Source organism: Rhodococcus sp. NPDC060090, assembly GCF_042729855.1.
In the GTDB taxonomy this organism is placed as follows: Bacteria; Actinomycetota; Actinomycetes; order Mycobacteriales; family Mycobacteriaceae; genus Rhodococcus.
This window is the reverse complement of sequence record NZ_JBHWXB010000004.1, coordinates 1-22,417: the sequence shown is the minus strand read 5'-3', so window position 1 is coordinate 22,417 and position 22,417 is coordinate 1. Positions and strand designations below refer to the sequence as shown.

Genomic DNA, 22,417 nt, shown 5'->3' with positions numbered 1-22,417 from the left:
ATGGCTAAACCGCAACACAGGGTGCCTTTTATAAGCAGGGTGCCGGAATCAAGTGCGCGGGCCGGACTATCGATGATCGTCCGGCCGTCGCGTTCCCGAATCAGGACGCCCTCCGCGCCGAAAGGAACTACCCCTCGATCAGTTCCATTCGGTACGGCCCGCGTCCTTCGTGCAAGTTGACCTTGCGTGGTGATGAGTCTTCCGGTGTTGTGCAACGTGCTCCAATCCTGAAACACTGCGGACCGGGTATCATCCCAGCTCGGACATGGTGAGGAATTTTTCCGCAGCGGACTTTCACGGGCGGATTCTCCTGCGGAAGGCGAATCGGAAGGGCGCGGAACGTGAGAGCGGACGGCGGCACGGCGCAGAGCGCAGACCATCGGCGCTTCTTCGCGGACCAGCTCCTCATGCTGTTCGCCGCCGCGGGTCGTCCCGCATTGAAGAAGGTGGTGTCCGGTGCGTCCGCGATCTCCCGCGCGGTGGGAAACGACCGCACCGTGTCGGTGCAGCGCGTCAGCGACTGGCGTAGCGGTAAGCGTGTGCCTGCGAGCTTCGAGTCGGTCCATCCCGTCCTGGTCGTGTTGATCCGCTCCGCCCGAGAACTCACCACGGAACCGCCCGCTCCGGGGCTCTACTCCCTCAAGCAGTGGGAGACGTGGTGGAAGGCCGCGCGTGGCGAGACCGGTGGTGCCCGGTCGACGGACAAACCCCCCGCGGTGGTCGCCGACACGCGTCCTTACAAAGGGCTGTCTGCTTATCGTGCCGACGACGCACGGATGTTCTTCGGCCGGACCAAGAGCATGCGCATGCTCGCCGACACCGTCGTCGCGGCGCACGGTCAAGGGCCGGTGATCGTGACCGGCGCGTCGGGAGTCGGGAAGTCCTCGCTCGTACAGGCGGGGCTGATTCCGCTGATGTGCGGTGGCGGCGACTGCGCTCCCGTGGTGTTCACCCCGGGGCCCGATCCCGTGAGCCGTCTGGTGGAAGTCTTGCCGACTCTCGCCGGACTCGAGGAGCCGTCCGGCGATGAGGTGGCAGACCGGACCGCAGTGCACGAGGCGATCGCCGCCCAAGCCCAGAAGATATCGGTGTCGACCCTGCTGGTCGTGGTCGACCAGTTCGAGGATCTGTTCACCCAATGCGACGATCCCGACCGCCGCACGTATTTCCTGGCACTGCTCGAACACATGTCGACGGCAGGCGATACGGATGCGCCCGCACATGTCGTGGCGACGATGCGTTCCGACTTCTATGAGCAGGCGGTGACGTATCCGGCGCTCGCCCGTGCGCTCGAACGCCGTAGTAAGGCCGTTCAGCCACTGGACCGGGACGATCTGGTCGAAGTCATTTCTGCCCCGGCCAAGCTGCTGGGTGTACGACTCGAAGCGGGACTCGTCGACCTGATCCTCCACGACCTGGGCGTGCTGGCACCGGGGGACATCACCGGCACGGAGTTGCCGCTGCTGTCGCATCTGCTCGACACGATGTGGGACAAACGCACCGGTGGTGCGCTCACCGTGGCCGGCTATCGGGAGACAGGAGGCGTGCGCGGCTCCATCGCGGCAGGCGCCGAACGGGCATGGGAGAGCCTCGACGAAGGCGACCGTGAGATCGCGCGGACGATGATGGTCCACCTCGTCTACGTGACGAACACCGGCACCGATGTGAAGATGGCCCGCCCGCTCTCGGTGCTCCTGGCGGTGGGAAGTGAAGACCGCGCGGCTGCGACGAGAGTAGTGGACCATTTCGTGTCGGCGCGCGTGCTCGTCGCCCGCGAGGGACACGTCGAGCTCATTCACGATGCAGTGATCGTGGCGTGGCCGCGGCTGAAGTCGTGGATCCAGGAGGACCGGCAGTTCGCGGCCTCCCGGCAGCAGGTCGAGGCCGACGCAGCGAACTGGGTCGAGAGCGACCGCAACAGGGGCATGCTCTATCAGCGTGGCCGTCTGGACCTGCTCGCCGAACAGGGTGCGCGTTTCGGTGGTGGAGATGCCGGGGAACGGTCCATCGCCGCGGTCAGCCCGGCCGCTCTCGAGTTTCTCCGGGCCTCCCGACGTCAGATCGAGTGGCAGCGCAGGCTCCGCGGGAGCGCCCTTGCGGGGTTGGTCCTGCTGACGATTGTCGCCCTCGTGATGGGCGGTCTGGCGTGGGTCGGCAAGAACCGGGCCGACGAAGAACGCAAGGCCGCACAGTTCCAGCAGGTGGTGGCGCTGTCGGATTCGACGCGCTCGGGTGATCCGACGATGTCGGCGCACCTCGCGCTGGCCGCAACCTCTCTCGAAGGCGACAGCGAAGTGGCCTACTCGCGACTCCTCGCCACGCAGGGTGTGCCTCTGGCGCGGGTCCTCGTCGGTCATACGGGGCCGGTCTACGGAACCGCGATCTCTCCCGACGGTTCGACGTTGGCCTCGGCCAGTGACGACGGCACCGTGCGCCTCTGGTCGTTGTCCGGGGACATCTCCTCGATCGGCGACCCGCTGGTGTCCTCGTCCAACTACATGGCGTCGGTGTCGTTCAGCCCGGACGGACGCTACCTCGCCGCCGGTGGTGGCGACGGAGGCGTGTGGATCTGGGACATGTCCGACCGCGCCTCGCCGCGGCCTGTGCTCAACCATCGAGTTCTCGGGTCGGGGGCTGTGCACAACGTCCGATACAGCCCGGACGGGCAGATGCTGGCGGTGCCCTACGACGACGGCTCCCTCGTGCTCCTCGACACTTCGTCCTCCGAGACCGGCCGGTTCCCCGACACGCGGATACAGGGACACGAGGGTGGTGTGCGAACGGTCTCGTTCCGCACCGATGGTTCGGTCCTTGCCACCGCCAGCGACGACCGCACGGTGCGCCTGTGGGATGTGTCCGACATCGCGCGCCCGAGCGCGCTCGGGGATCCACTGACCGGGTTCGGTGATGTCGCGCATTCGGTCAGTTTCAACGCGGACGGCACAGTTCTCGCCGCGAGCAGCGACGACGGTGTGCTGTGGTTGTTCGACACGACGGATCCGCGTGCACCCCAGCAGCTCGGCACTCCGGTACGAGCTCACACCGGCGGCGTGTGGACCATCTCTTTCCTTGCCGACGGCCACACCTTGGTGAGTGCGTCGTGGGACGGCACGGTGAAGTTGTGGTCGGTGGATACGGAGTCGCGGCGGATCGACGAGCTCACCCCCGCGCTCACCGGACACGGCGGCGGTGTGCCTGCTTTGGCGGTCACACCTACCGGAGACACGATCATCACCGGGGGGCAGGACGCGAACCTGCGCATCTGGACCATGCCGCACCGCCGCGTGTTCGTCTCTCCGGCCGCGTTGACCTTGCCGGTCACCGACGGGACAGGAAACCTCGTGGCCACCGGAAGTTACGACGCGGTCGTCCGGCTGTGGCATGTCGGTGAGGACGGGTGGTCGCGCGTCGGTCAGGTGGAGCTCACGCGCCCCCTCGGCGGTGGCTACGTGAGTGCACTGTCACCGTCGGGCACGATCCTCGCGGCGGCGGCCACGTCGGGCGGAAGCGTCGAGTTGTGGGATGTCGCGAACCCCGCGTCGCCGCGCCGACTGGGCGAACCTCTTGCGCTGACCACGCGATTCACGTCGGCCCTCACGTTCGGTCCGAAGGGCACCACCCTTGTCACGGGCGATGACGATTACTCGGTGCAGCTGTGGGATCTGTCCGATCCGGCGGCGCCGAGGCCGTGGGGGCCGCCGCTCGTGGGCCCGACCAACCTGGTGCGGCACGCCGAGATCAGCCCCGATGGGCGCAGCCTCGTTCTGACCAGTGCCGACGGCCGGATCTACGCCTGGGACATCACGGACCGTTCTGCTCCCCGTTCCGTGCCGGTCACCCAGGGACACTCCGCGGGCGTCAACGGTGTGTCATTCGCCCCCGACAGTTCGGTTCTCGTCACCGGTGGCGACGATCATCAGGTCGTCGTGTGGGATCGCGACGAGGCGGGAGGTTTCACCGCTCGCGCCACGAAACTGCGCGGTCACACAGGCACGGTGTATTCGGTGTCGGTCTCGCCCGATGGTTCGCGCGTCGTCAGCGGCAGCGACGACGGCACGGTCCGATTGTGGGATGTGTCGGATCCCGATGCCATGCGTGCGGTGGGAGGGCCGATCACCGATACCGGGGTGGGGCGGTGGCAGGCGATGTTCCACCCGAACGGCACGGTGATCGCCGCCGGCGGTGACGGCGTGTTGCGTACCTGGAGTCTGGACGCCGAGGCGGTCGTCGAGCGGATCTGCTCCTCGACCTCGGGGCAGCTCAGGGAACTCCTGCCGCAGTTCGGGTTGCCACTTCCGCGTGACGAGGCGTGCTGAGCGAGAGGATGCTCGCTGCTTTGTCGAGGCATTCCTGCCATTCGGCGGCTGGGTCGGAGTCGATGGTGATGCCGCCGCCCACCCCGAGGGCGCAGGTTCCGTCGGCACCGAATTCGACGGTGCGGATCGCGACGTTCAGTTCGGTGCCCGCAAGGGGGCTCGCCATACCGACGGTGCCGCAGTAGACGCCGCGCGACGACGGTTCCCACTGCTGAAGCAGTTCACGGGCCCGGATCTTCGGGCACCCCGTGACGGAGGCGGGTGGGAAGGCAGCGTCGAGGAGGTCGCGGGCGGACACTCCGGGGCGGGTGGTGGCGGTGACGGTCGAGACAAGATGCCACACGCCGGGTGCGGGCCGGACGGCGAGGAGTTCGGGCACGGTGACGCTGCCGGGTTCGGCCACTCGGCCCAGATCGTTGCGAACCAGGTCGACGATCATGATGTTCTCGGCGACATCCTTGACCGATGCCCGTAGGTCGCCGGGATCCCGGTGCAGCGGGAGGGTGCCTTTGATGGGGCTCGACGCGAGCCGATGGCCGTGGCGGGAGACGAACAGTTCGGGCGACAGCGACGCCACCGCGCCCCACGGGCCTTCGAGGTACGCGGCGCGGGACGGGCTCGTGCGGGTGATCGCGTCGGCGAAGAAGGACAGGGGATCGCCGGTGTGGGTGCCGGTGAAGCGGGTGCACACGCAGGCTTGGTACACCTCGCCTGCGCGGATGGCATCGAGGCACTGCTCGACGCCGTGCCGGTGGGTATCGCGGTCCGGCAGTGACCAGTCGATGCTCCAGCGTGGTTCGATGGTGGATCCGGCGGGATCGAGCACTGCACCGGCCAGCGTGTCCGGACATGTCCTGTCGGAGAGTGTTTCGTACCACCAGCATCCGTCGTGGTCGAGACGAAGGACCGTGTCGGTCCAGCCGCCTGCCGCGGCGGGTAGCGAGGGGGACTGCGTCGTGGTCGTGTCCGGGTAGGCGAGGTACCCGATCCACCCGCCGCCGATGTGTGGGCCGCCTGCCCGGACCTGTCGATCCGGGCAGGCGAACGCCTCGGTAGCCGCTACCGGAACGGCTTCGAGCGACGGTGCGATCACCGCGGCGGCACCGAACCACGACCCGGTGATCGCCGCGGGCGGAGGTGTACCGATACGTCGGGCGTGCTCGCCGAGAGCATCGAGCACCTGAGCGGGTGTGCCTCCGCATCCGAGTCGTTCCATCCGCATCCGACAAGCCTGTCACGACGGGGACGGTGCCCCGAATCGGGTCAGTTTGTCGGGATTGCGGACCGCGTACACACCGGTGATCAGGCCGTTGACGATCTCGAAGAGAAAAACGAGGTCGACCACGCCGCGCGAGTACACGATCACGCCGGGAGCGGTATTGACGATCGCGGTGTCGATCGTCATCTCCGGCAGTCCCACGCGTGCGAGTCCGGAGAACAGGCGCGCCACCTTCTGCGCGCCGTGGACCGGCACCTTGGCCGCGGTGACCTTGCCGCCGCCGTCGGCGATGTACACGGCGTCGGGTGCGAGCAGCCGGAGCAGTCCGTCGAGATCGCCGGTCATCGCGGCCGCGAAGAACTCGCCGACCACGCGGTCGGTCTCTTCGTTTGCCGGGGTGAACCGCCGTCGACGCTCCTGAACGTGGTCGCGGGCGCGGTGGGCGACTTGCCGCACGGAGGCCTGGGTGCGGTCGACGGCGTCGGCGATGTGCGTGTAGTCGAATCCGAAGACTTCGCGCATCACGAACACCGCCCGTTCGAGCGGACTCAAGGTTTCGAGGACCAGGAGCATCGCCATCGACACCGACTCGGCGAGTTCGACTCTCGCAGACGGATCGGTGCCGCGCTCGTCCGTAGCCGTGAGGAGCGGTTCGGGCAACCACGGTCCGACGTACTCCTCGCGTCGTCGCTGCGCAGAGCGCAGCGAATTGAGGGCCTGGCGCGTCACGACCTGGGCCGCGTATGCGCGCGGATCCTCGACGGTGCCCGGGTCGACCTTCGCGAACCGCAGGTAGCTGTCCTGGAGGACGTCTTCGCTGTCGGCGACACTGCCCGTGATTTCGTAGGCGATCGAGAACAACAGGCCGCGGTGCTCGGTGAACACCTGGGCCTGCTCCGTGTCGTCGTCGTTCATTGCGCGGCGACCAAGTCGGAGGTGGGTCCTTCCATGACGTGCGGGGCGTGGCCTCTGGCTTGGCGTTGCATGGATCGGATGGTGCCACGCAGGATGGCCTCCTTGACGAATGCGGCCGGCCTCCCGCGCAGTGTCATCGCGCGGGGAGCGTCGGCCGCCGTGGTGAACTGCAGTGCGGCCCGACCGCGTCCCAGTGAGATGCACTGCGCGACGAATCCCAGCGACAGGGATGCCGGGTCGCGGCCCTGCAGCACTTCCCACACGGTGCCTGCGCCGTGCACGCCGAGCGGAATCGCTGCTTGGCAGCTCATCCGGATGTAGGGCCGGTCCGCGATGGTGACGGCGTCGCCCACCCCGATCACGTTGCTGCGGTTCGTCGCCCGGAGCGTCGCATCGACGTGCAGGCGACCGGAGTCGTCGACGTCGAGCCCGCTGCGGCGTGCGAGATCGGGTACCGAGAATCCTCCCGCCCACACGGTGAGGTCGGAGGGCGACTCGGTGCTGTCGTCCAACCGCACACTGTCGTCGGTGATCTCGGTGACGGCCACGCCCGCCAGGATCTCGATGCCGAACCCGGTCAGGGTGCGTCGCAGGTAACGGCGGGTGCGGTAGGGGAGATCCGGGCCGGGATCGCCGACGAGCGTGAAGCGGTGGCCTCGGTGCGCGGTGGCGAATTCGGTGACCGTTTCGATGCCGGTGAACCCGCCGCCGACGACGGTGACCGCGGCACCGTCGGGCAACGCATCGATCGCGGAGTGCAGCGCCGCCGCGGATTCGAGGTCGGACACCGAATGCGCCCGCTCGCCGCCTGGAACATCCACCCGGGCGGGGCCGCTCCCGACCGCGTAGACCGCGGCGTCGCAGGTCAGTGTCGATCCGTCGGCGAGAAGCACGGTACCGTCGTCGATCCGCAGGGCAGTGCCCACACGCAGTTCGGCGCGGGGATGGAGCAGTTCGACGAGGTCGTGTGTCGCCGATCCGGTCGCGGCCGCATGCTGGTGCAGCCGCGTTCGTTCGACGAACACCGACCGCGGATTCACGACGGTCGCCGCGACGTCGGGGTGTTCGGCGAGCAGTCGGTTCGTCGCCATGACGCCGGAGTACCCGGCGCCGATGACCACCACGTGGAATCGGGTGTTGTTCATAGTTCTCGCCCCAATGCAGTCGTGTCGAAATGCAGACGTGTCGGATGTGTCGTCGATGGGACACCGCGCGGACCGAGAATGTGACATCTCCGTGAAAGAAGATCTGGGCGTACGACGCTCAGTGGCCCAACGGCGACTGGCCCGGCGCGAGCGATGCGCTCTCGGCGGCGTCGCGTCCGGCGTGGAAACCGTCGGCGTCGACACCGCGACCACCCGAGGCCCGAGTGGTGGGGAACAGGCGCTGGAACTCGGCGTCGACCGCTTCGGAACGCCGGGCGAGGATGGGCGCGAGATCGGTCATCGGTACCCGCGCGTCGGCGGCGGCCTCGGCGGTGGCGTGGGCCTGCACCTCGCGGAGTCTCTCGCCGATGCGGTTCGCGAAACCGGTGAGGAAGGCGCGACGGAAGGACGTGGCGCCGCCACCGCGTCGCCCCGCGGTTCCGGCAGCGTTCATCGCGCGGGCGCTCTGGACGAGTAGCGACGTGAACAGCATCTCGACCTGCTCGAGATCGATGACGGTGCCGACGATGGTCGCGATCTGTACGCGGGTGAACCACACCGTGCGGACCCGGTTGGCGTCGCCGATGGCGGTGAGCAGCAGTACTTTTTCCTTCGCGTAGGGGCGTTCGAGGTGGAGACGCCGACCTCGGACGGGATCGGTGGCGGACCCCGCGCTGCCGAGCACGGCCGCACCCACCGCGTACCGGGTCATCAGCTCTTGGGCCTTGGCGGTGAATGCCTCCGCCTCGTCGGGAAACTCGGTGGATTCGGCCTTCGAGAGCAACCCGCGGATACGTTCGAGCACGCGCGGATCGGGGGCGGCGGGAATCGTGCCGTCCGGCGCGGTGCGCACCTGAGGCCACTGCGACGGAGGCGCGGTCAGGTGGGTGAAGCGTGGGAGGTATTTCCAGGTGTAGGCGAGGCCGTCGACCTGGAACCGCGACACGTACGGCAGTACGCGGAACAGGCCCGCCTCGAACGAGTGGTCGTGTTCGGTGACGCGGGCGATCGCGGGGTGGCGATCGCCGATCGTGCGTACCTGGTGCAACCATTCGGTGGGTGCGCGGTGGGCCGCGCGGGTGCGATGGGCGTCGAACAGCACGGAAGCGGCGGCGAGGGGTGCGTCGGTGGGATCGCCCGAGTGTGCGGCCATGTGGAGTACGTCGGCGGGCTGCCATCCACGCTCGTAGGCGCCGTTCAGCTCGTCGAGCAGAATCTCGGCGCGCACCTCATCGGTTCGAATGTATGTTCCATTGGTCGGCATGTGAGGAGTGTGGCGCAAGGCACCGACAAGTTTCTCTGTCGGTTTCAGGATCAGTTCGATGGCGTGATCTGAAACTTCCTCCCGTTCCTTGGGTTCCCGTTGGTTCTGAACCTGCGGAAACCCGAGGACGCGGAGGAAAGGTCGGGACGAACGACCGAAAGCCGATTCAGTCCTCGTCGACGAAGCGCGGGAACACCGGTGACGGCGCAGGCAGCGCGGTACCCGGCACGAGCCGCGTCGCGATGTCGGAGAACTGCCGGGCCTCCGGACCCTGACCGAGCAGGTCGAGGATCTTGGTGCCCGCGTCCGGCATCACCGGCTGGACCAGGATGCCCACGACGCGCACGACCTCGAGCGTCACGTACAGCACCGTGGCCATCCGCGCCGGATCGGTTTTGCGCAGCACCCACGGCTCCTGCGCCGAGAAGTACCGGTTGGTCTCGCCGAGCACATGCCAGATCGTCTCGAGTCCGAGGTGGATCTGCTGTTCGTCGAACTCGGCGCGGACCTTGTCGAGCAGTGCGTGGGCCTGCGCGAGCATCGCCTCGTCGTCGGCGGTGAACTCACCCGGCGTCGGAACCTGCCCGTCGAGGTTCTTCGCGACCATGGTCAGCGACCGCTGCGCGAGGTTGCCCAGGTCGTTGGCGAGGTCGGCGTTGATGCGGGTCACGATGGCCTCGTGGCTGTAGCTGCCGTCCTGACCGTACGAGATCTCGCGGAGCAGGAAGAAACGCAGCGGATCGAGGCCGTACTTGTCGACCATCTCGATCGGGTCGACGACGTTGCCGACCGACTTCGACATCTTCTCGCCCTTGTTGAACAGGAAGCCGTGCACGAACACCCGCTTGGGCAGTTCGAGACCGGCCGACATGAGGAACGCCGGCCAGTACACGGTGTGGAAGCGGGTGATGTCCTTGCCGATGATGTGCAGATCGGCGGGCCAGAACCGCTTGTACGACTCGGATTCGGTGTCGGGGAAGCCGGCGCCGGTGAGGTAGTTCGTCAGCGCGTCGACCCACACGTACATCACGTGATCGGGATGGCCGGGGACGGGAACACCCCAGTCGAAGGTGGTGCGGGAGATCGACAGGTCCTTGAGCCCGCCGGAGACGAAGCTGACGATCTCGTTGCGTCGTGTGGCGGGGGCGATGAACTCGGGATGCTCGTCGTACAGCTCCAGGAGCTTGTCCTGGTAGGTGGACAACCGGAAGAAGTACGTCGACTCCTCGGTCCACTCGACCGGTGTGCCCGTGTCGGTGGACAGGCGTGACCCGTCGCCCTGCAGGGTCGTCTCGGCCTCGGTGTAGAACGCCTCGTCGCGCACCGAATACCAGCCCGCGTAGGTGTCGAGGTAGATATCGCCGTTGTCGACCATGCGCTGCCAGATGGCTTTGCTGGCCTCGAGATGATCGTCGTCGGTGGTACGGATGAACCGGTCGTACGAGACGTTGAGGGCCTTGTCCAAGGCCTCGAACACGTCGGAGTTGCGCGCCGCCAGCTCCGTGACGGAAATGCCCTCCTTGGTCGCTGTCTGCTGCATCTTCAAGCCGTGCTCGTCGGTGCCGGTGAGGAACCGGACGTCGAAACCGTCGAGGCGCTTGAATCGCGCGAGGGCGTCGGTGGAGATGTACTCGTACGCGTGCCCGATGTGCGGGACCCCGTTGGGGTACGCAATCGCAGTGGTCACATAGTACGGCGGGCGGCTGGGATCGGCGGCATTCATGATGGCCACTACTTTATAGGGCGTGAGTAGAAGCCGTCCTGCCCCCGAAGCCCCGGAACCGCTGGCACCCCTCGTCGATGCCCATACCCACCTCGATGCGTGCGGCGCAACAGATGCCGCGACCACCGCCGCGATCGTGGACCGGGCCGCCGCGGTGGGTGTCGGTCGCGTGGTCACCGTCGCCGACGACCTCGACGCGGCGCGGTTCGCGGTGCGGGCCGCGCACTGGGATCCACGGGTGTTCGCGGCCGTGGCAATCCATCCGACGCGCGCGAACAGCCTCGACGATGCGACGCGCGCCGAGATCGAGCGACTCGCCGCAGACCCGCGGTGCGTCGCGGTGGGGGAGACCGGCCTCGATCTGTACTGGCCGGGCAAGCTCGACGGCTGCGCCGAACCGGCCGAGCAGGAAGAAGGCTTCCGGTGGCACATCGATCTCGCGAAGCGGCTCGGTAAACCGCTGATGATCCACAACCGTGAGGCCGACGACGACCTACTGCGGGTGCTGCACGACGAGGGCGCCCCCGAGACGGTGATCTTCCACTGCTTCTCCTCGGGTCCCGAGATGGCGCGGGCCTGCGTCGACGCCGGCTACCACTTGAGTTTCTCGGGCACCGTCAGTTTCAAGAACGCCAAGGCGTTGCGTGAGGCCGCGCCCCTCGTGCCGCGCGAGCTGGTCCTCGTCGAGACCGACGCGCCGTTCCTGACACCGCATCCGTTCCGGGGTGCGCCCAACGAGTCGTACTGTCTGCCCTACACGGTGCGTGCCCTCGCGGAGGTGCGCGGCGACGACGCGCTCGAACTCGCCGCGGTAACCACCGCGAATGCCGAACGGGTGTACGGACTTTCGTGAACAGGTCTCACATCGACCACTCGGACGTGAGACCGTGGGCGCATGCACAACTTCGTCTACACGGCACAACCGGCTCGGGTGATCTTCGGTACGGGCACTGCGTCGAAGGTCGGCGACGAGGTACGCCGACTCGGTAGATCGCGCGTGTTGCTGCTCGGTGGCGAACACGTGCGGCCGCAGTCGGATCTCGTCGAACGTGCGCTCGGGTCGTTGCAGGTGGCCCGATTCGACGGTGCGGTGATGCACACGCCCGTCTCCGTGACCGAGCATGTCCTGAAGTACGTCACCGAACACGAAGCGGACGCGGTCGTCGCGGTCGGCGGCGGATCGACCACGGGCCTGGCGAAGGCGCTGGCCGTCCGGACCGGGATCGACCAGGTGATCCTGCCGACCACGTACGCAGGCTCGGAGGTCACACCCACCCTCGGTGAGACGGCCGACGGAGTGAAGACCACGCGGTCGTCGCCCGACATCCTGCCGGAGACGGTGATCTACGACGTCGAGTTCAGTGCAGGACTGCCCGTCCCGATGGCCGTGACCAGTGCGGTCAATGCGCTGGCGCACGCGGTGGAGGCGTTGTACGCAGAGCACGCGAACCCCATTGTCGACGCCCTCGGGCTGCAGGCGATCGCCTCGATCGGCCGGGGTCTTCCCGCGCTCGGAGTGGACGGTGCGGATCTCGAGGGCCGCTCCGATCTGCTGCTCGCAGCGTGGTTGTCGGGGGTGTGCCTCGGATCGGTGGGGATGGCCCTGCATCACAAGCTGTGTCATGTCCTCGGTGGGTCGTTCGATCTTCCGCACGCCGCCACGCACACCGTGATGCTGCCGCACGTCATGGCCTACAACGCCCCGTCGGTCCCGGGGGTGATGGCCCGGATCGCTGATGCGCTCGAGGTGGACTCGGCGCCCGCCGGTGTATACGACCTCATCGTTTCTGCGGGAGGCCCGAGCGCACTGGCGGATCTCGGGATGCGTGAGGACGACCTCGACGACGCCGCGCGGCGGGCGACGGAGCGGACGTATCCGAACCCGAGAGAGGTGACCTACGTGGGCGTGCGCAGGTTGCTCGGCGAGGCGTTCTCGGGATCGCGACCCCAGTGACCCTGCCTACATGCGCTCCGGAAGGTTGAACCTACAACCATTGGCTGCTACTTTTGGTTGCGTTGTCAACTAGAAGGGGCCTTTCGGCCTCGCAACCGAAGGGTCATCTCCATGAACAATCCACTCGTTCGCGACATCGGCATCCTGATCGCACGTCTCGGTCTCGGCATCATCTTCCTGACCCACGGTCTGCAGAAGCTCACGGTGTGGGGTCAGTCGGGCACCACCGCCGGCTTCGAGGGCATGGGCGCACCTGCTCCTTCTGTGAGCGCGTTCGTTGCGACCTGGATCGAGACGCTCGGCGGAATCGCGCTGATCCTCGGTGTGCTCACGCCGATCTTCGGTGTCCTGCTGTTCCTCGTCATGACCGGCGCTTTCTTCATCGCCCACGTCGGTAACGGCGTGTATGTGACCGACGGCGGCTTCGAGCTCGTCACTGCACTCGGCCTCGGCGCTCTGCTCCTGGCTGCAGTGGGTGCAGGACGATTCAGCGTCGACCGCCTCCTTGCGCCGAAGCTGTCGTTCCTCGCGCAGAAGGATCCGGCTCTCAGCGCTGCGTAACCGATCTCGGAACGCCGCGTCGAAGGGCGCATCGCGGGTGATCACACGATCGCCGGCGGTGCGCCCTTTGCGTTGTCGGAGCTCGTCCGGGCCGGGTTGCCGACCGAAAAATCGACGGCTGTACAGGTGACGACCGGAAAGGTATTCACTTCGAAGGAAATGTAATCCCGGCCACATTATACGAGAGTCGGGCGCTTGCAGCGGTTTTGTATCAACCCGTTTTGTGATCGGAAATATTGATTTATCACCTAACGGTTACATGGATAGTTCCTGGTAGATGAAGTCTGGTTGCCATATCAATTCACGTTCGTTACCGTGCCGTGATCACAGTCGTCGTCTGTCTGGAATTGTTGTGTCACCCTTCATCAAGATCAATCGAATCAAATCGCCGGTGTTCTTCGCTGTCGTTGCGGCATTGTTCGTGACCCTCGGAGCCGGCGGGATCACCGCACTCGTCCAGCACAAGGACGTCACGCTCGACATCGACGGAGAGCATCGCGCTTTCGGCACGATGAGCTCGAACGTCGGCGACATCCTTGCCGCTGCCGGTTACGAGGTGAAGGAACACGACGTCGTTGCGCCTGCCGTCGATTCCGCGGTGTCCGACGGAGACACCATCGTGCTGCGCCAGGCCCGCGAGGTCGAGCTCACCGTCGATGGTGAGCAGCGCAGCGTGTGGACCACCGCACTCACCGTCGACGAAGCTCTCGCACAGTTCCAGCTGGGTGAGGACGTCTACGTCTCGGCATCGCGTTCACATCGCCTGCCGCTCGACGGCGCCGAGCTCGAGGTCGTCAACCCCAAGACCGTGCACTTCGCCGACAACGGTGCACCCGCTGCACCCGTGCGCGTCGCGGCGCCCACCGTGGACGACTTCCTCGAGGTGCACAACGTCGCCCTCGAACAGGCCGACAGCGTGAATCTGCCCCGCGACGCGAAGCTCGAAGAGGGCATGGAGGTCGTCGTGACCCGCGACCGCGTCGAGAGCCGCACCGAGACGCTTCCCGTCGGCGCACCGGAGAACCGCATCGACGATCCGAACATGAACGAAGGCGAGACCGCGCTCGACCACCCGGGTGCTCCCGGTGAGCGTTCCGTCACCTTCGACGTCCACACCGTCAACGGTGTCGAGGTCGGTCGCACCGAGACCGCGTCGCACATGGTGACCGAGCCGCAGCCCGCGATCGTGCGCGTCGGCACCAAGCCTGCGCCCGCCGTGCCCGCCTCCGGCCGCGGCTCCACCTGGGATGCTCTCGCGCAGTGCGAGGCCACCGGAAACTGGGCCATCAACACGGGCAACGGCTTCTACGGAGGCCTGCAGTTCACGCAGCAGACCTGGGCCGGATTCGGCGGCACCCAGTACGCGCCGCGCGCGGACATGGCCACCCGCGAACAGCAGATCGCGGTCGCCGAGAAGGTTCAGGCCACGCAGGGCTGGGGCGCATGGCCGTCCTGCACCAGCAAGCTCGGCCTGCGTTAGGACGGCATGCCACTCTCTCCGGTGCGCTAGGTTCGCCTCGTGCAAGCAGATGATTCAGACGCCACCCCGGCTTCTCCGCGCGGCCTCGCCGCGTTGCTCGGACCCGCAGAGGTCCGGACTCTCGCGGAGGAGTTCGGGGTGCGTCCGACGAAGCAGCTCGGTCAGAACTTCGTACATGACGCCAACACGGTGCGACGCATCGTGTCGGCCGCAGGCGTCGGCCCCGAAGACGTGGTGCTCGAGGTCGGGCCCGGGCTCGGGTCGCTGACCCTGGCCCTGCTCGACGTCGTCGACCGTGTGGTCGCGGTGGAGATCGACCCCAGGCTGGCCGAGCGACTGCCCTCGACGGTTGCTGCGCGTGCCCCGCAGCTCGCCGATCGCCTCGACGTCGTGCCCATGGATGCGATGAAGGTGTCGGTCGCCGATCTTCCGTCACAGCCGACTGCGCTCGTCGCGAATCTTCCCTACAACGTGGCGGTCCCGGTGCTGTTGCACCTGTTCGCCGAAATCCCCTCGCTGCGCACCGCTCTGGTGATGGTGCAACTCGAGGTGGCCGATCGCCTTGCAGCGCAACCGGGTAGCAAGGTCTACGGCGTACCGAGCGTGAAAGCCCGATTCTTCGGTGACGTTCGTCGCGCAGGTTCGGTGGGGCGTTCGGTGTTCTGGCCTGTGCCGCAGGTCGAGTCGGGCCTCGTGCGCATCGACCGCTACGAAAATCCGCCGTGGCCCACCGATCCGGGCCATCGTAAGACCGTGTTCGCGGTGGTGGACGCTGCATTCGCTCAACGTCGTAAGACATTGCGTGCCGCGTTGAGTAGCTGGGCGGGATCGCCCGCAGAAGCCGAACGTCGCTTGGTCGCAGCAGGTATCGAGCCCTCGACGAGGGGGGAGCGGCTCGATGCGGCCACATTCGTCCGTCTCGCGTCGATCGCAACTGAGGTGTGAGTCACCTTGTGGTGGCATCGCGACTCGATGTGTGCTTAACTAGAACCTGGTCGTTAGGTAGTGTGTTTGTGGTTAACCCTCGCACATTTCTAGTTGCGAGCGGATGCGATACCACTGCGGAATCGTTTCAGCCGTCGAGTGACAGACCCGGAAGTCGATACCGACTTCCGACGAGACAGGACGGCAAACGTGCCTCCTGCCTGCAAGTGAAGGAACAGCAAAATGGCTGAAGGTACTGTGAAGTGGTTCAACGGCGAAAAGGGCTTCGGCTTCATCGCTCCGGCCGACGGTTCGGCTGACGTCTTCGTGCACTTCTCCGAGATCCAGGGCCGCGGCTTCCGCACCCTCGAGGAGAACCAGCGCGTGAGCTTCGAGATCGGCCAGGGCCAGAAGGGCCCGCAGGCCACCGGCGTCAACGTCATCTGACACCGGTATTCTCACCGGCAGGGCCGGCACCCGATTCGGGTGCCGGCCCTGCCGTGTTGTGTGTCGAGAATCGAACTGCGTCAACCGATGACGGCGCCGTGCCCGACGATGCCGACGTCCGACGAGCCGGTGGACGAACCTGCCCCGTCTGCCGAGCCGGTGGCGATCCCAGCGGATCCCGTCGGCGGATTCACGCAGTCGACCAGGTTCAGCGACCGCAGCACGAGATCACCCATGGAGCACACGCGAGGTGCAGGTGCCGGCTCTGCCGACGCTGCGCCTGCCGTACCCAGGGCAGCTGCCAGCGCGATCGCGCCGACTGCGACGGTGCTACGCAGAACTCGTCTCATGTATTTCCTCCAGATCTGACGCCGGTGATGTGATGACGGCGATCGATCGAGCATAGATGCGGCGGGTGTCATGCGCGCGAGTACCTGTCGGCGAGAAACCGGAACCGTTCGCTCTGCATCCGGCAGGCGTCTCGCAGGTCGGAAGGCTCGAGCACCGTGAAGTCCACATCGAAGGCGACCAGCCACTCGGCGATCGAATCGAGCGACCTGCCGCCGAGCACGATCGCGCAGGTCCCGGCATCGACCTGCTCGAGACTTCCCCAGCGGTCCTCGACCATCGGGGCGACCGATTCGAACGGTGCGTGCAGCAGCACCTTTGCGGTCACCGCTGCCGTGCCACGTGCGATACCGCGCGAGACGAACTCCGCAGCACCGCCGGGCGGAAGCTCACGCGGAGCGAAGCGTGGACCGGTGGGAATCTTCGGCTCCATGCGGTCCACTCGGAACGAGCGCCAATCGTCGCGGGAGAGGTCCCATGCGACGAGATACCAGCGCAGTCCCGCCCGAACCACCCGGTGCGGCTCCACTTCCCGGCGTGACGACGTGCCGTCGTGTGTGCGGTAGTCGAAGCGCAGGCGCTCGTGGTTGTGGCACACGGTCGTCACGGCTGCGAGCAGTTCCGCATCGACCGCGGAGGCGACCGGGCCGTTGTCGACGACCTCGACGTTCAGGGCCTCGAGTCGATGCTGCAACCGTGAGGGCATCACCTGCCGCAGTTTCGCGAGTGCACGTGTCTCGGCGTCGCCTATGCCGGTGACAGCGTCGGCGGTGCCGGAACGCAACGCGAGTGCGACGGCCACGACCTCGTCGTCGTCGAGCAGCAGTGGGGGCATCTCGGCGCCCGCACCCAGCCGGTACCCTCCACCGACCCCGACGTTCGCATCGACGGGATACCCGAGGTCGCGGAGCTTCTCGACGTCGCGTCGCACGGTGCGAGTGGTGATCTGCAGGCGCTCTGCGAGCTCGGAGCCGGACCACTCCCGCCGCATCTGCAGAAGCGACAGGAGCCGCAGCAATCGGGCGGAGGTTTCGCGCATGATCCGACTGTGCCACGGATAACGGACAGTTTCCGTCCTCGATTGCGGTCGTGTCACTACCCGAAGCACGGGTAAGCTGTGTATTCGTGCTTTCCGTCGTTCCCGGCTCCGTCACCGTGCGGGCTCCATCCAAGGTCAACCTGCACCTCGCGGTCGGCGACCTACGTCCCGACGGCTACCACGACCTGCGCACCGTGTTCCAAGCGCTGTCGCTGCACGACGAGGTGACCGTCGCCCCCGCCGACACCCTCCGCGTCGAGGTCCGTGGCCCCGATGCGGCGTCGGTCCCCACCGATTCGTCGAATCTCGTCTGGCGCGCCGCGGAGATGATCGCCGAACGCGCCGGACGCACACCCGACGTCGAGATCACCATCGACAAGGGCATCCCCGTGGCCGGTGGTATGGCCGGCGGCAGCGCCGACGCCGCCGCGACCCTCGTCGCGCTCGACACACTGTGGGGTCTTCGCACCAGCCGTGACGATCTCGACGAGATCGCTGCCGAGCTCGGCAGCGACGTGAACTTCTGCCTGCACGGCAACACCGCGCTCGGAACCGGACGCGGCGAAGAACTCGTGCCCGTACTGTCGCGCGGCACCTTCCACTGGGTGCTCGCGATCGCGAAGGACGGCCTGTCCACACCTGTCGTCTTCCGCGAACTCGACCGACTGCGCGCGAGCGGTGAGCCGCAGCGCGTGGGCGACCCCGACGAGGTACTGCACGCGCTCGGTGCCGGCGACCCCCGCGCGCTCGCTCCACTGCTCGGCAACGACCTGCAGTCGGCTGCGCTGTCGTTGAACCCGGTGCTGCGCCGCACCCTGAGGGCGGGGGTCGAAGCGGGAGCACTTGCTGGCATCGTGTCCGGTTCAGGGCCCACCTGTGCGTTCCTCGTCGACGATCAACGCGCCGCAGTCGAGGTGAGTGCCGAACTCGCAGGTGCCGGGGTGTGCCGCACCGTGCGAATCGCGTCGGGTCCGGTACCGGGCGCGCGCGTCGTCGATCCTGCTCGGTCCTGACACCTGTTTCCCCTGTACCGATACACAACTCCGGAAGGCTCTGCACCACGTGGCGAATCTGATCAACCTCGAACAGGTCTCGAAATCCTTCGGCATCAAGCCGTTGCTCGACTCCGTGTCGCTCGGGGTGGAAGAGGGCGAACGCATCGGCGTGGTCGGCCTCAACGGCGGCGGTAAGACCACCATGCTCGAGGTGCTCGCCGGCCTCGAGGAACCGGACTCCGGTCGTGTCAGCCGGGTGGGCGGCCTGCGCATGGCGGTGGTGACCCAGCGCGGCGTGCTCCCCGAGGGTTCGACGGTCGGCGACGTGGTGCTCGGCCCGCTCGGTGTCGCCGAACACGAGTGGGCGGGTGATGCGCGCATCCGCTCGGTACTCGCGGGGATCGGCATCGACAAGCTCGGTCTCGACGCCGTCGTCGACGGATTGTCCGGCGGCGAACGGCGACGTGTCGCGCTGGCGGCCGCGCTCGTGCAGGAACTCGACGTGCTCGTGCTCGACGAGCCCACCAACCACCTCGATGTCGAGGGCGTGCAGTGGCTGGCCGAGCACCTGCTGTCGCGGCGCAGCGCGCTCGTCGTCGTGACCCACGATCGGTGGTTCCTCGACACCGTCGCGACCCGCACGTGGGAGGTCGTCGGCGGCAAGGTCGAGTCGTACGAGGGCGGCTACAACGACTGGATCTTCGCGCGGGCCGAGCGTTCCCGTCAGGCCGACGCCATGGAAGAGCGGCGACAGAACCTGGCACGCAAGGAACTGGCGTGGCTGCGCCGAGGTGCTCCCGCGCGCACGTCCAAGCCCAAGTACCGCATCGAGGCCGCGGAAGCGCTCATTGCCAACGTGCCGCCACCGCGCGATTCGGTGGCGCTCGCATCGTTCGCGAAGCGTCGGCTGGGTCGCGTCGTCATCGAACTCGAGGACGCCACACTGGCCACTCCGGACGGCCGCGAACTCGTCCACGACCTGACGTGGCGCCTCGGACCGGGGGAGCGGATCGGTCTCGTCGGCGTCAACGGATCCGGGAAGACGACGTTGCTGCGCACCCTGGCCGGTGAGCGCGAACCCGCGTCCGGCAAGCGCATCGAGGGGCAGACGGTCGAGATCGGCTGGCTACGGCAGGAACTCGACGATCTGCCCACCGACATGCGGGTGCTCGACGCGGTCAAGGATGTTGCCGAGCGAATCATGCTGGGCGACAAGGAGGTATCGGCGGGTCAGCTGGCCGAACGGCTCGGGTTCACCCCGGCCCGTCAGCGCACTCCCATCGGTGACCTGTCCGGTGGTGAACGTCGTCGCCTGCAGTTGACGCGGGTGCTCATGGCGGAGCCGAACGTGCTGCTGCTCGACGAGCCCACCAACGACCTCGACATCGACACCCTGCAGCAACTCGAAGATCTGCTCGACAACTTTGCCGGAACCCTGGTCGTCATCAGCCACGACCGGTATCTGATCGAACGCATCTGTGATTCGACGTGGGCACTGTTCGGCGACGGCAAGCTCACCAACCTGCCCGGGGGTATCGAGGAATACCTGCGACGACGCGCGGCGATGGGCGACGGCGGGGTGCCGTCGGTGGCGTCCCAGGTGTCGAAGGGAGCGGGGTCTGCGCCGAAGCGGGACGGTGCCGCAGAGCGCGCCGCGCGCAAGGAGCTCTCGCGTCTCGAGCGGGCGATCGTCAAACTCGACCAGCGTGAATCGAAGCTGCACGTGCAACTGGCCGACGCGGCAACCGATCCCGACCGACTGCAGAAGCTCGACGCCGAGCTGCGTCAGGTGGTGGCGGACAAGGAAGCCGCCGAGGAGCAGTGGATGGAACTCGCGGACTCGCTGGACTAGCGCGGCAGAAGGAACCCGCACAGGGCAAGGAAAGTTTCCGGTTTCATGGTTTTCCTCTTGACCTCGAGTCAACTCGAGGTTGCAGGCTGGGCGCAGTCAGCCGAACACGCCCCTCAGGAGGGAAACATGTCTGTCACCCGAACATCTTCTGTTTCATCGACATCCGTGTGGTCGCGCGAGTACGGGCGTCCCACGATCGTCGTCGCCTCGGTCCTCTCGGCGCTGATCGCCAACCTCGTGCTCTGGTCGGTCGGTCTCCTGGCCGGTGGATCGTTCGAGCACACCGACGCCGGGGCGGTGGCGAGCGCGGCGCCCGGCGGCGTGGTGCTCATGACCGTCGTCCCGCTCACGGTCGGGCTCACCGTCGCCGCCCTGCTGAGTCTCTGGTGGAATCCGATTGTGCGGATCGCCCAGGTGGTCGGCGCGCTGCTGCCGCTCGCGACGATTCAGGGGACGCTCAGCGCGGACTTCGACACGGCGAGCACCGTCACTCTCGTATTGATGCACGTCGTCATCGCGGTGGTGGCCGTGCTCGGGCTCGGAAAGATGCGCGATCGCACGTAGCGATGCCATCGAATTGAACCGAGGGGGATGTCCGGCCGGTTGCTGGAATCGGACGTCGAGTCCGGCGGCGTAGCGGCGCAGATAGTCGATCACCTCATCGCGCCGCGGATAGCGATCCGGATCGCCCGGAAACGCCAGGCCCGGTAGGGCGCTGTATTTCGCCGGGGAAAACAGGGTGAGGCTGTCGTAGTAGTGCGGCCACGCCCCGACGGGCTCGTCGCCGGCTTCGAGCAGTCCGGTGCGCAGGCCTCGGGTGGATAGGGCGTGGGCGGCGGCGAGGCCGGACTGGCCACCACCGATGACGAGGGCGTCGTAGTCGGTCATGAGGTTCCTTCAGTGGACGGAGGGGCGGTCAGGCGCGGCACGGACGCGACCGCGAGGAGCGCGGCGATCACGGCGACGACTGCGAGGACGAGGTAAGCGGTGGCGTAGCTGCCGGTCGCCGACGCCAGGGCGGTTCCCGCCCACGGCGCCAACGCCATCACCACCACGATCGGGGCGGACATCAGCCCCCCGAGCCGGCCGTAGTGGGTCGAGCCCCACCGGTCGGTGATGGCGGTGGCCTGGATCAAGGTGAACAATCCGCGTACCAGTCCCGCGCCGATCGCCGCGCCGATCAATGCAGCGGCCGTGGTCACGACGCCGAGGACCGCGGTGGTTGCCGCGGTGCCGGCCAGGATCACCACGATGCGGCTGCGGACGCTGGTGCGGGCGACCAGGGTCAGGTAGCCGAGGCGGCCGAGGACCTGTCCGGCGCCGCCGAGCCCGAGCGTCACCGCCGCCACCGATGGGGAGAAGCCTTGTTCGAGCAGCAACGGCACCAGGTTGAAGACCCCGGCGAAGGCGGTGAACGCGCCCAGAGCCAACGCGGCCACCAGTGCGAGGAACGCGGGGCTGCGGGCGATCTCCCGGTGCCCTAGGTCCGCGCCGTTCGCCGGTGGGGCCGCGGTGGGCCAGGATCCGCGTAGTCCCCACCAGTGTCCGGGGATGGTGATCGCGGCGAGGATCGCCGCGAGGATCAGGTAGGTGGTGCGCCAGTCCGACTGCTGATCCACTGCGGAGGTCAAGGGGGCGAAGATGGTGCTGGCCAGGCCCGCGGCGAGGGTCAGGATCATCAGGGCGTGCACGGAGCGGTCGCCGTACCAGCGGGTCAGCGCGGCGAACGCCGGTGGGTAGAGCACCGCGCCCATCGCGGTGCCGGCCAGCAGCCATCCGGCGTAGAACACCGGCAGCGTGGGGGCGAGCGCGATCAGGACCAGCGCGGGGACGGCGAGGACCGAGCCGGCGGTCATGATCGTGCGCGGTCCGACCCGGTCGAGGATGCGCCCGACCGGGATACCCGCGAGCGCGGTGGCGAGTTGACCGAGCGAGAACGCCGCGGTGATCGACGTGGGCGACCAGCCGGTATCGGCGGAGATCGAGACCGACAGGACCGGGAACGCGTAGTACAGGATGCCCCAGCTGGTGATCTCGGTCAGGCACAGCACCGCCAGCACCCGCCGCAGCCCGGCGCCGGTGAGAGCGCCGGGCTGCGGGCGGGTCGACGTGTCGGTCACCGGCGTTATCCGCCGGTGCGGGAGAGGGTGACCAACTGCGGCTCGGGCGCACCGCAGCACCCACCGGCCGCGGCCTCGGTGGCGGTGTCGGCGGCGGGGTCGTCGAACACTCCGG

At 67.3% G+C, this 22,417-nt stretch carries 18 protein-coding genes and 1 pseudogene; 10 read left to right on the top strand and 9 right to left on the bottom strand.

Annotated features, from left to right (window positions below):
* Positions 1-341 precede the first annotated feature (341 nt).
* Positions 342-4,316, top strand: coding sequence for an NACHT and WD repeat domain-containing protein (locus tag ACFWCF_RS06565; protein WP_378558731.1), 3,975 nt, complete (start codon positions 342-344; stop codon positions 4,314-4,316).
* Here the strand turns inward: ACFWCF_RS06565 and ACFWCF_RS06560 are convergent.
* The 5 genes from ACFWCF_RS06560 to metG form a co-directional block, all read right to left on the bottom strand.
* On the bottom strand, positions 4,261-5,538 hold the full coding sequence (locus ACFWCF_RS06560; protein WP_378493050.1) for an aminodeoxychorismate synthase component I: 1,278 nt from the start codon (positions 5,536-5,538) through the stop codon (positions 4,261-4,263). The genes ACFWCF_RS06565 and ACFWCF_RS06560 overlap by 56 nt on opposite strands.
* 12 nt (positions 5,539-5,550) lie before the next feature.
* Positions 5,551-6,450 (bottom strand): RNA polymerase sigma-70 factor, encoded by a 900-nt coding sequence (locus ACFWCF_RS06555; RefSeq protein ID WP_378558728.1) that lies wholly within the window; start codon positions 6,448-6,450, stop codon positions 5,551-5,553.
* On the bottom strand, positions 6,447-7,595 hold the full coding sequence (locus tag ACFWCF_RS06550) for an NAD(P)/FAD-dependent oxidoreductase (protein WP_378558725.1): 1,149 nt from the start codon (positions 7,593-7,595) through the stop codon (positions 6,447-6,449). The genes ACFWCF_RS06555 and ACFWCF_RS06550 overlap by 4 nt, the downstream gene beginning before the upstream one ends.
* Positions 7,596-7,713: 118 nt before the next feature.
* Positions 7,714-8,859 carry a DUF2786 domain-containing protein gene (locus tag ACFWCF_RS06545; RefSeq protein WP_378558723.1) on the bottom strand — a complete coding sequence of 382 codons (1,146 nt, stop codon included), beginning with the start codon at positions 8,857-8,859 and terminating at the stop codon, positions 7,714-7,716.
* A gap of 166 nt (positions 8,860-9,025) precedes the next feature.
* The gene (metG, locus tag ACFWCF_RS06540) at positions 9,026-10,582 is read right to left on the bottom strand and encodes a methionine--tRNA ligase (protein WP_378559407.1); all 1,557 of its coding nucleotides are present in this window, start codon (positions 10,580-10,582) and stop codon (positions 9,026-9,028) included.
* 22 nt (positions 10,583-10,604) lie between these two features.
* Here metG and ACFWCF_RS06535 point away from each other — a divergent pair, with 22 nt between their 5' ends.
* From ACFWCF_RS06535 to ACFWCF_RS06510, 6 genes are all read left to right on the top strand, one after another.
* Positions 10,605-11,435, top strand: a complete 831-nt coding sequence (locus tag ACFWCF_RS06535; RefSeq protein WP_378558720.1) for a TatD family hydrolase — start codon at positions 10,605-10,607, stop codon at positions 11,433-11,435.
* A 42-nt stretch (positions 11,436-11,477) separates the two neighbouring features.
* Complete coding sequence (locus tag ACFWCF_RS06530) at positions 11,478-12,536, top strand: maleylacetate reductase (protein WP_378558717.1); 1,059 nt, start codon at positions 11,478-11,480, stop codon at positions 12,534-12,536.
* 111 nt (positions 12,537-12,647) lie between these two features.
* A complete protein-coding gene (locus ACFWCF_RS06525; protein WP_378493042.1) occupies positions 12,648-13,097 on the top strand; it encodes a DoxX family protein in 450 nt (149 codons plus the stop codon).
* 352 nt (positions 13,098-13,449) lie between these two features.
* Entirely contained in the window at positions 13,450-14,577 is a 1,128-nt protein-coding gene (locus tag ACFWCF_RS06520) for a transglycosylase family protein (RefSeq protein WP_378493041.1), read from the top strand.
* 39 nt (positions 14,578-14,616) lie between these two features.
* Positions 14,617-15,522 (top strand): 16S rRNA (adenine(1518)-N(6)/adenine(1519)-N(6))-dimethyltransferase RsmA, encoded by a 906-nt coding sequence (rsmA, locus tag ACFWCF_RS06515; protein WP_378558715.1) that lies wholly within the window; start codon positions 14,617-14,619, stop codon positions 15,520-15,522.
* Positions 15,523-15,744: 222 nt separating this feature from the next.
* Positions 15,745-15,948 carry a cold-shock protein gene (locus tag ACFWCF_RS06510; RefSeq protein ID WP_054717914.1) on the top strand — a complete coding sequence of 68 codons (204 nt, stop codon included), beginning with the start codon at positions 15,745-15,747 and terminating at the stop codon, positions 15,946-15,948.
* Between the two features lie 80 nt (positions 15,949-16,028).
* Here ACFWCF_RS06510 and ACFWCF_RS06505 read toward each other — a convergent pair whose 3' ends face one another.
* Both ACFWCF_RS06505 and ACFWCF_RS06500 read right to left on the bottom strand, forming a co-directional pair.
* Positions 16,029-16,298 carry a hypothetical protein gene (locus tag ACFWCF_RS06505; RefSeq protein ID WP_378558712.1) on the bottom strand — a complete coding sequence of 90 codons (270 nt, stop codon included), beginning with the start codon at positions 16,296-16,298 and terminating at the stop codon, positions 16,029-16,031.
* 68 nt (positions 16,299-16,366) lie between these two features.
* Entirely contained in the window at positions 16,367-17,335 is a 969-nt protein-coding gene (locus tag ACFWCF_RS06500; protein ID WP_378558708.1) for a helix-turn-helix transcriptional regulator, read from the bottom strand.
* A gap of 86 nt (positions 17,336-17,421) precedes the next feature.
* Between ACFWCF_RS06500 and ACFWCF_RS06495 the strand changes: the two genes are divergently transcribed.
* The 3 genes from ACFWCF_RS06495 (at position 17,422) to ACFWCF_RS06485 (ending at position 20,746) form a co-directional block, all read left to right on the top strand.
* Positions 17,422-18,348, top strand: a complete 927-nt coding sequence (locus ACFWCF_RS06495; RefSeq protein WP_378558705.1) for a 4-(cytidine 5'-diphospho)-2-C-methyl-D-erythritol kinase — start codon at positions 17,422-17,424, stop codon at positions 18,346-18,348.
* A 49-nt stretch (positions 18,349-18,397) separates the two neighbouring features.
* Entirely contained in the window at positions 18,398-20,182 is a 1,785-nt protein-coding gene (locus ACFWCF_RS06490; RefSeq protein ID WP_378558703.1) for an ABC-F family ATP-binding cassette domain-containing protein, read from the top strand.
* A 126-nt stretch (positions 20,183-20,308) separates the two neighbouring features.
* Positions 20,309-20,746 (top strand): DUF6069 family protein, encoded by a 438-nt coding sequence (locus ACFWCF_RS06485; RefSeq protein ID WP_378558700.1) that lies wholly within the window; start codon positions 20,309-20,311, stop codon positions 20,744-20,746.
* A gap of 204 nt (positions 20,747-20,950) precedes the next feature.
* On the opposite strand, the pseudogene ACFWCF_RS06480 reads toward ACFWCF_RS06485, so the two are convergent.
* Both ACFWCF_RS06480 and ACFWCF_RS06475 read right to left on the bottom strand, forming a co-directional pair.
* A pseudogene (locus ACFWCF_RS06480) lies at positions 20,951-21,070 on the bottom strand (FAD-dependent oxidoreductase); the annotation flags it as partial.
* The gene (locus ACFWCF_RS06475; protein WP_378558697.1) at positions 21,067-22,302 is read right to left on the bottom strand and encodes an MFS transporter; all 1,236 of its coding nucleotides are present in this window, start codon (positions 22,300-22,302) and stop codon (positions 21,067-21,069) included. The gene ACFWCF_RS06475 and the pseudogene ACFWCF_RS06480, both read right to left, overlap by 4 nt.
* Positions 22,303-22,417 lie beyond the last annotated feature (115 nt).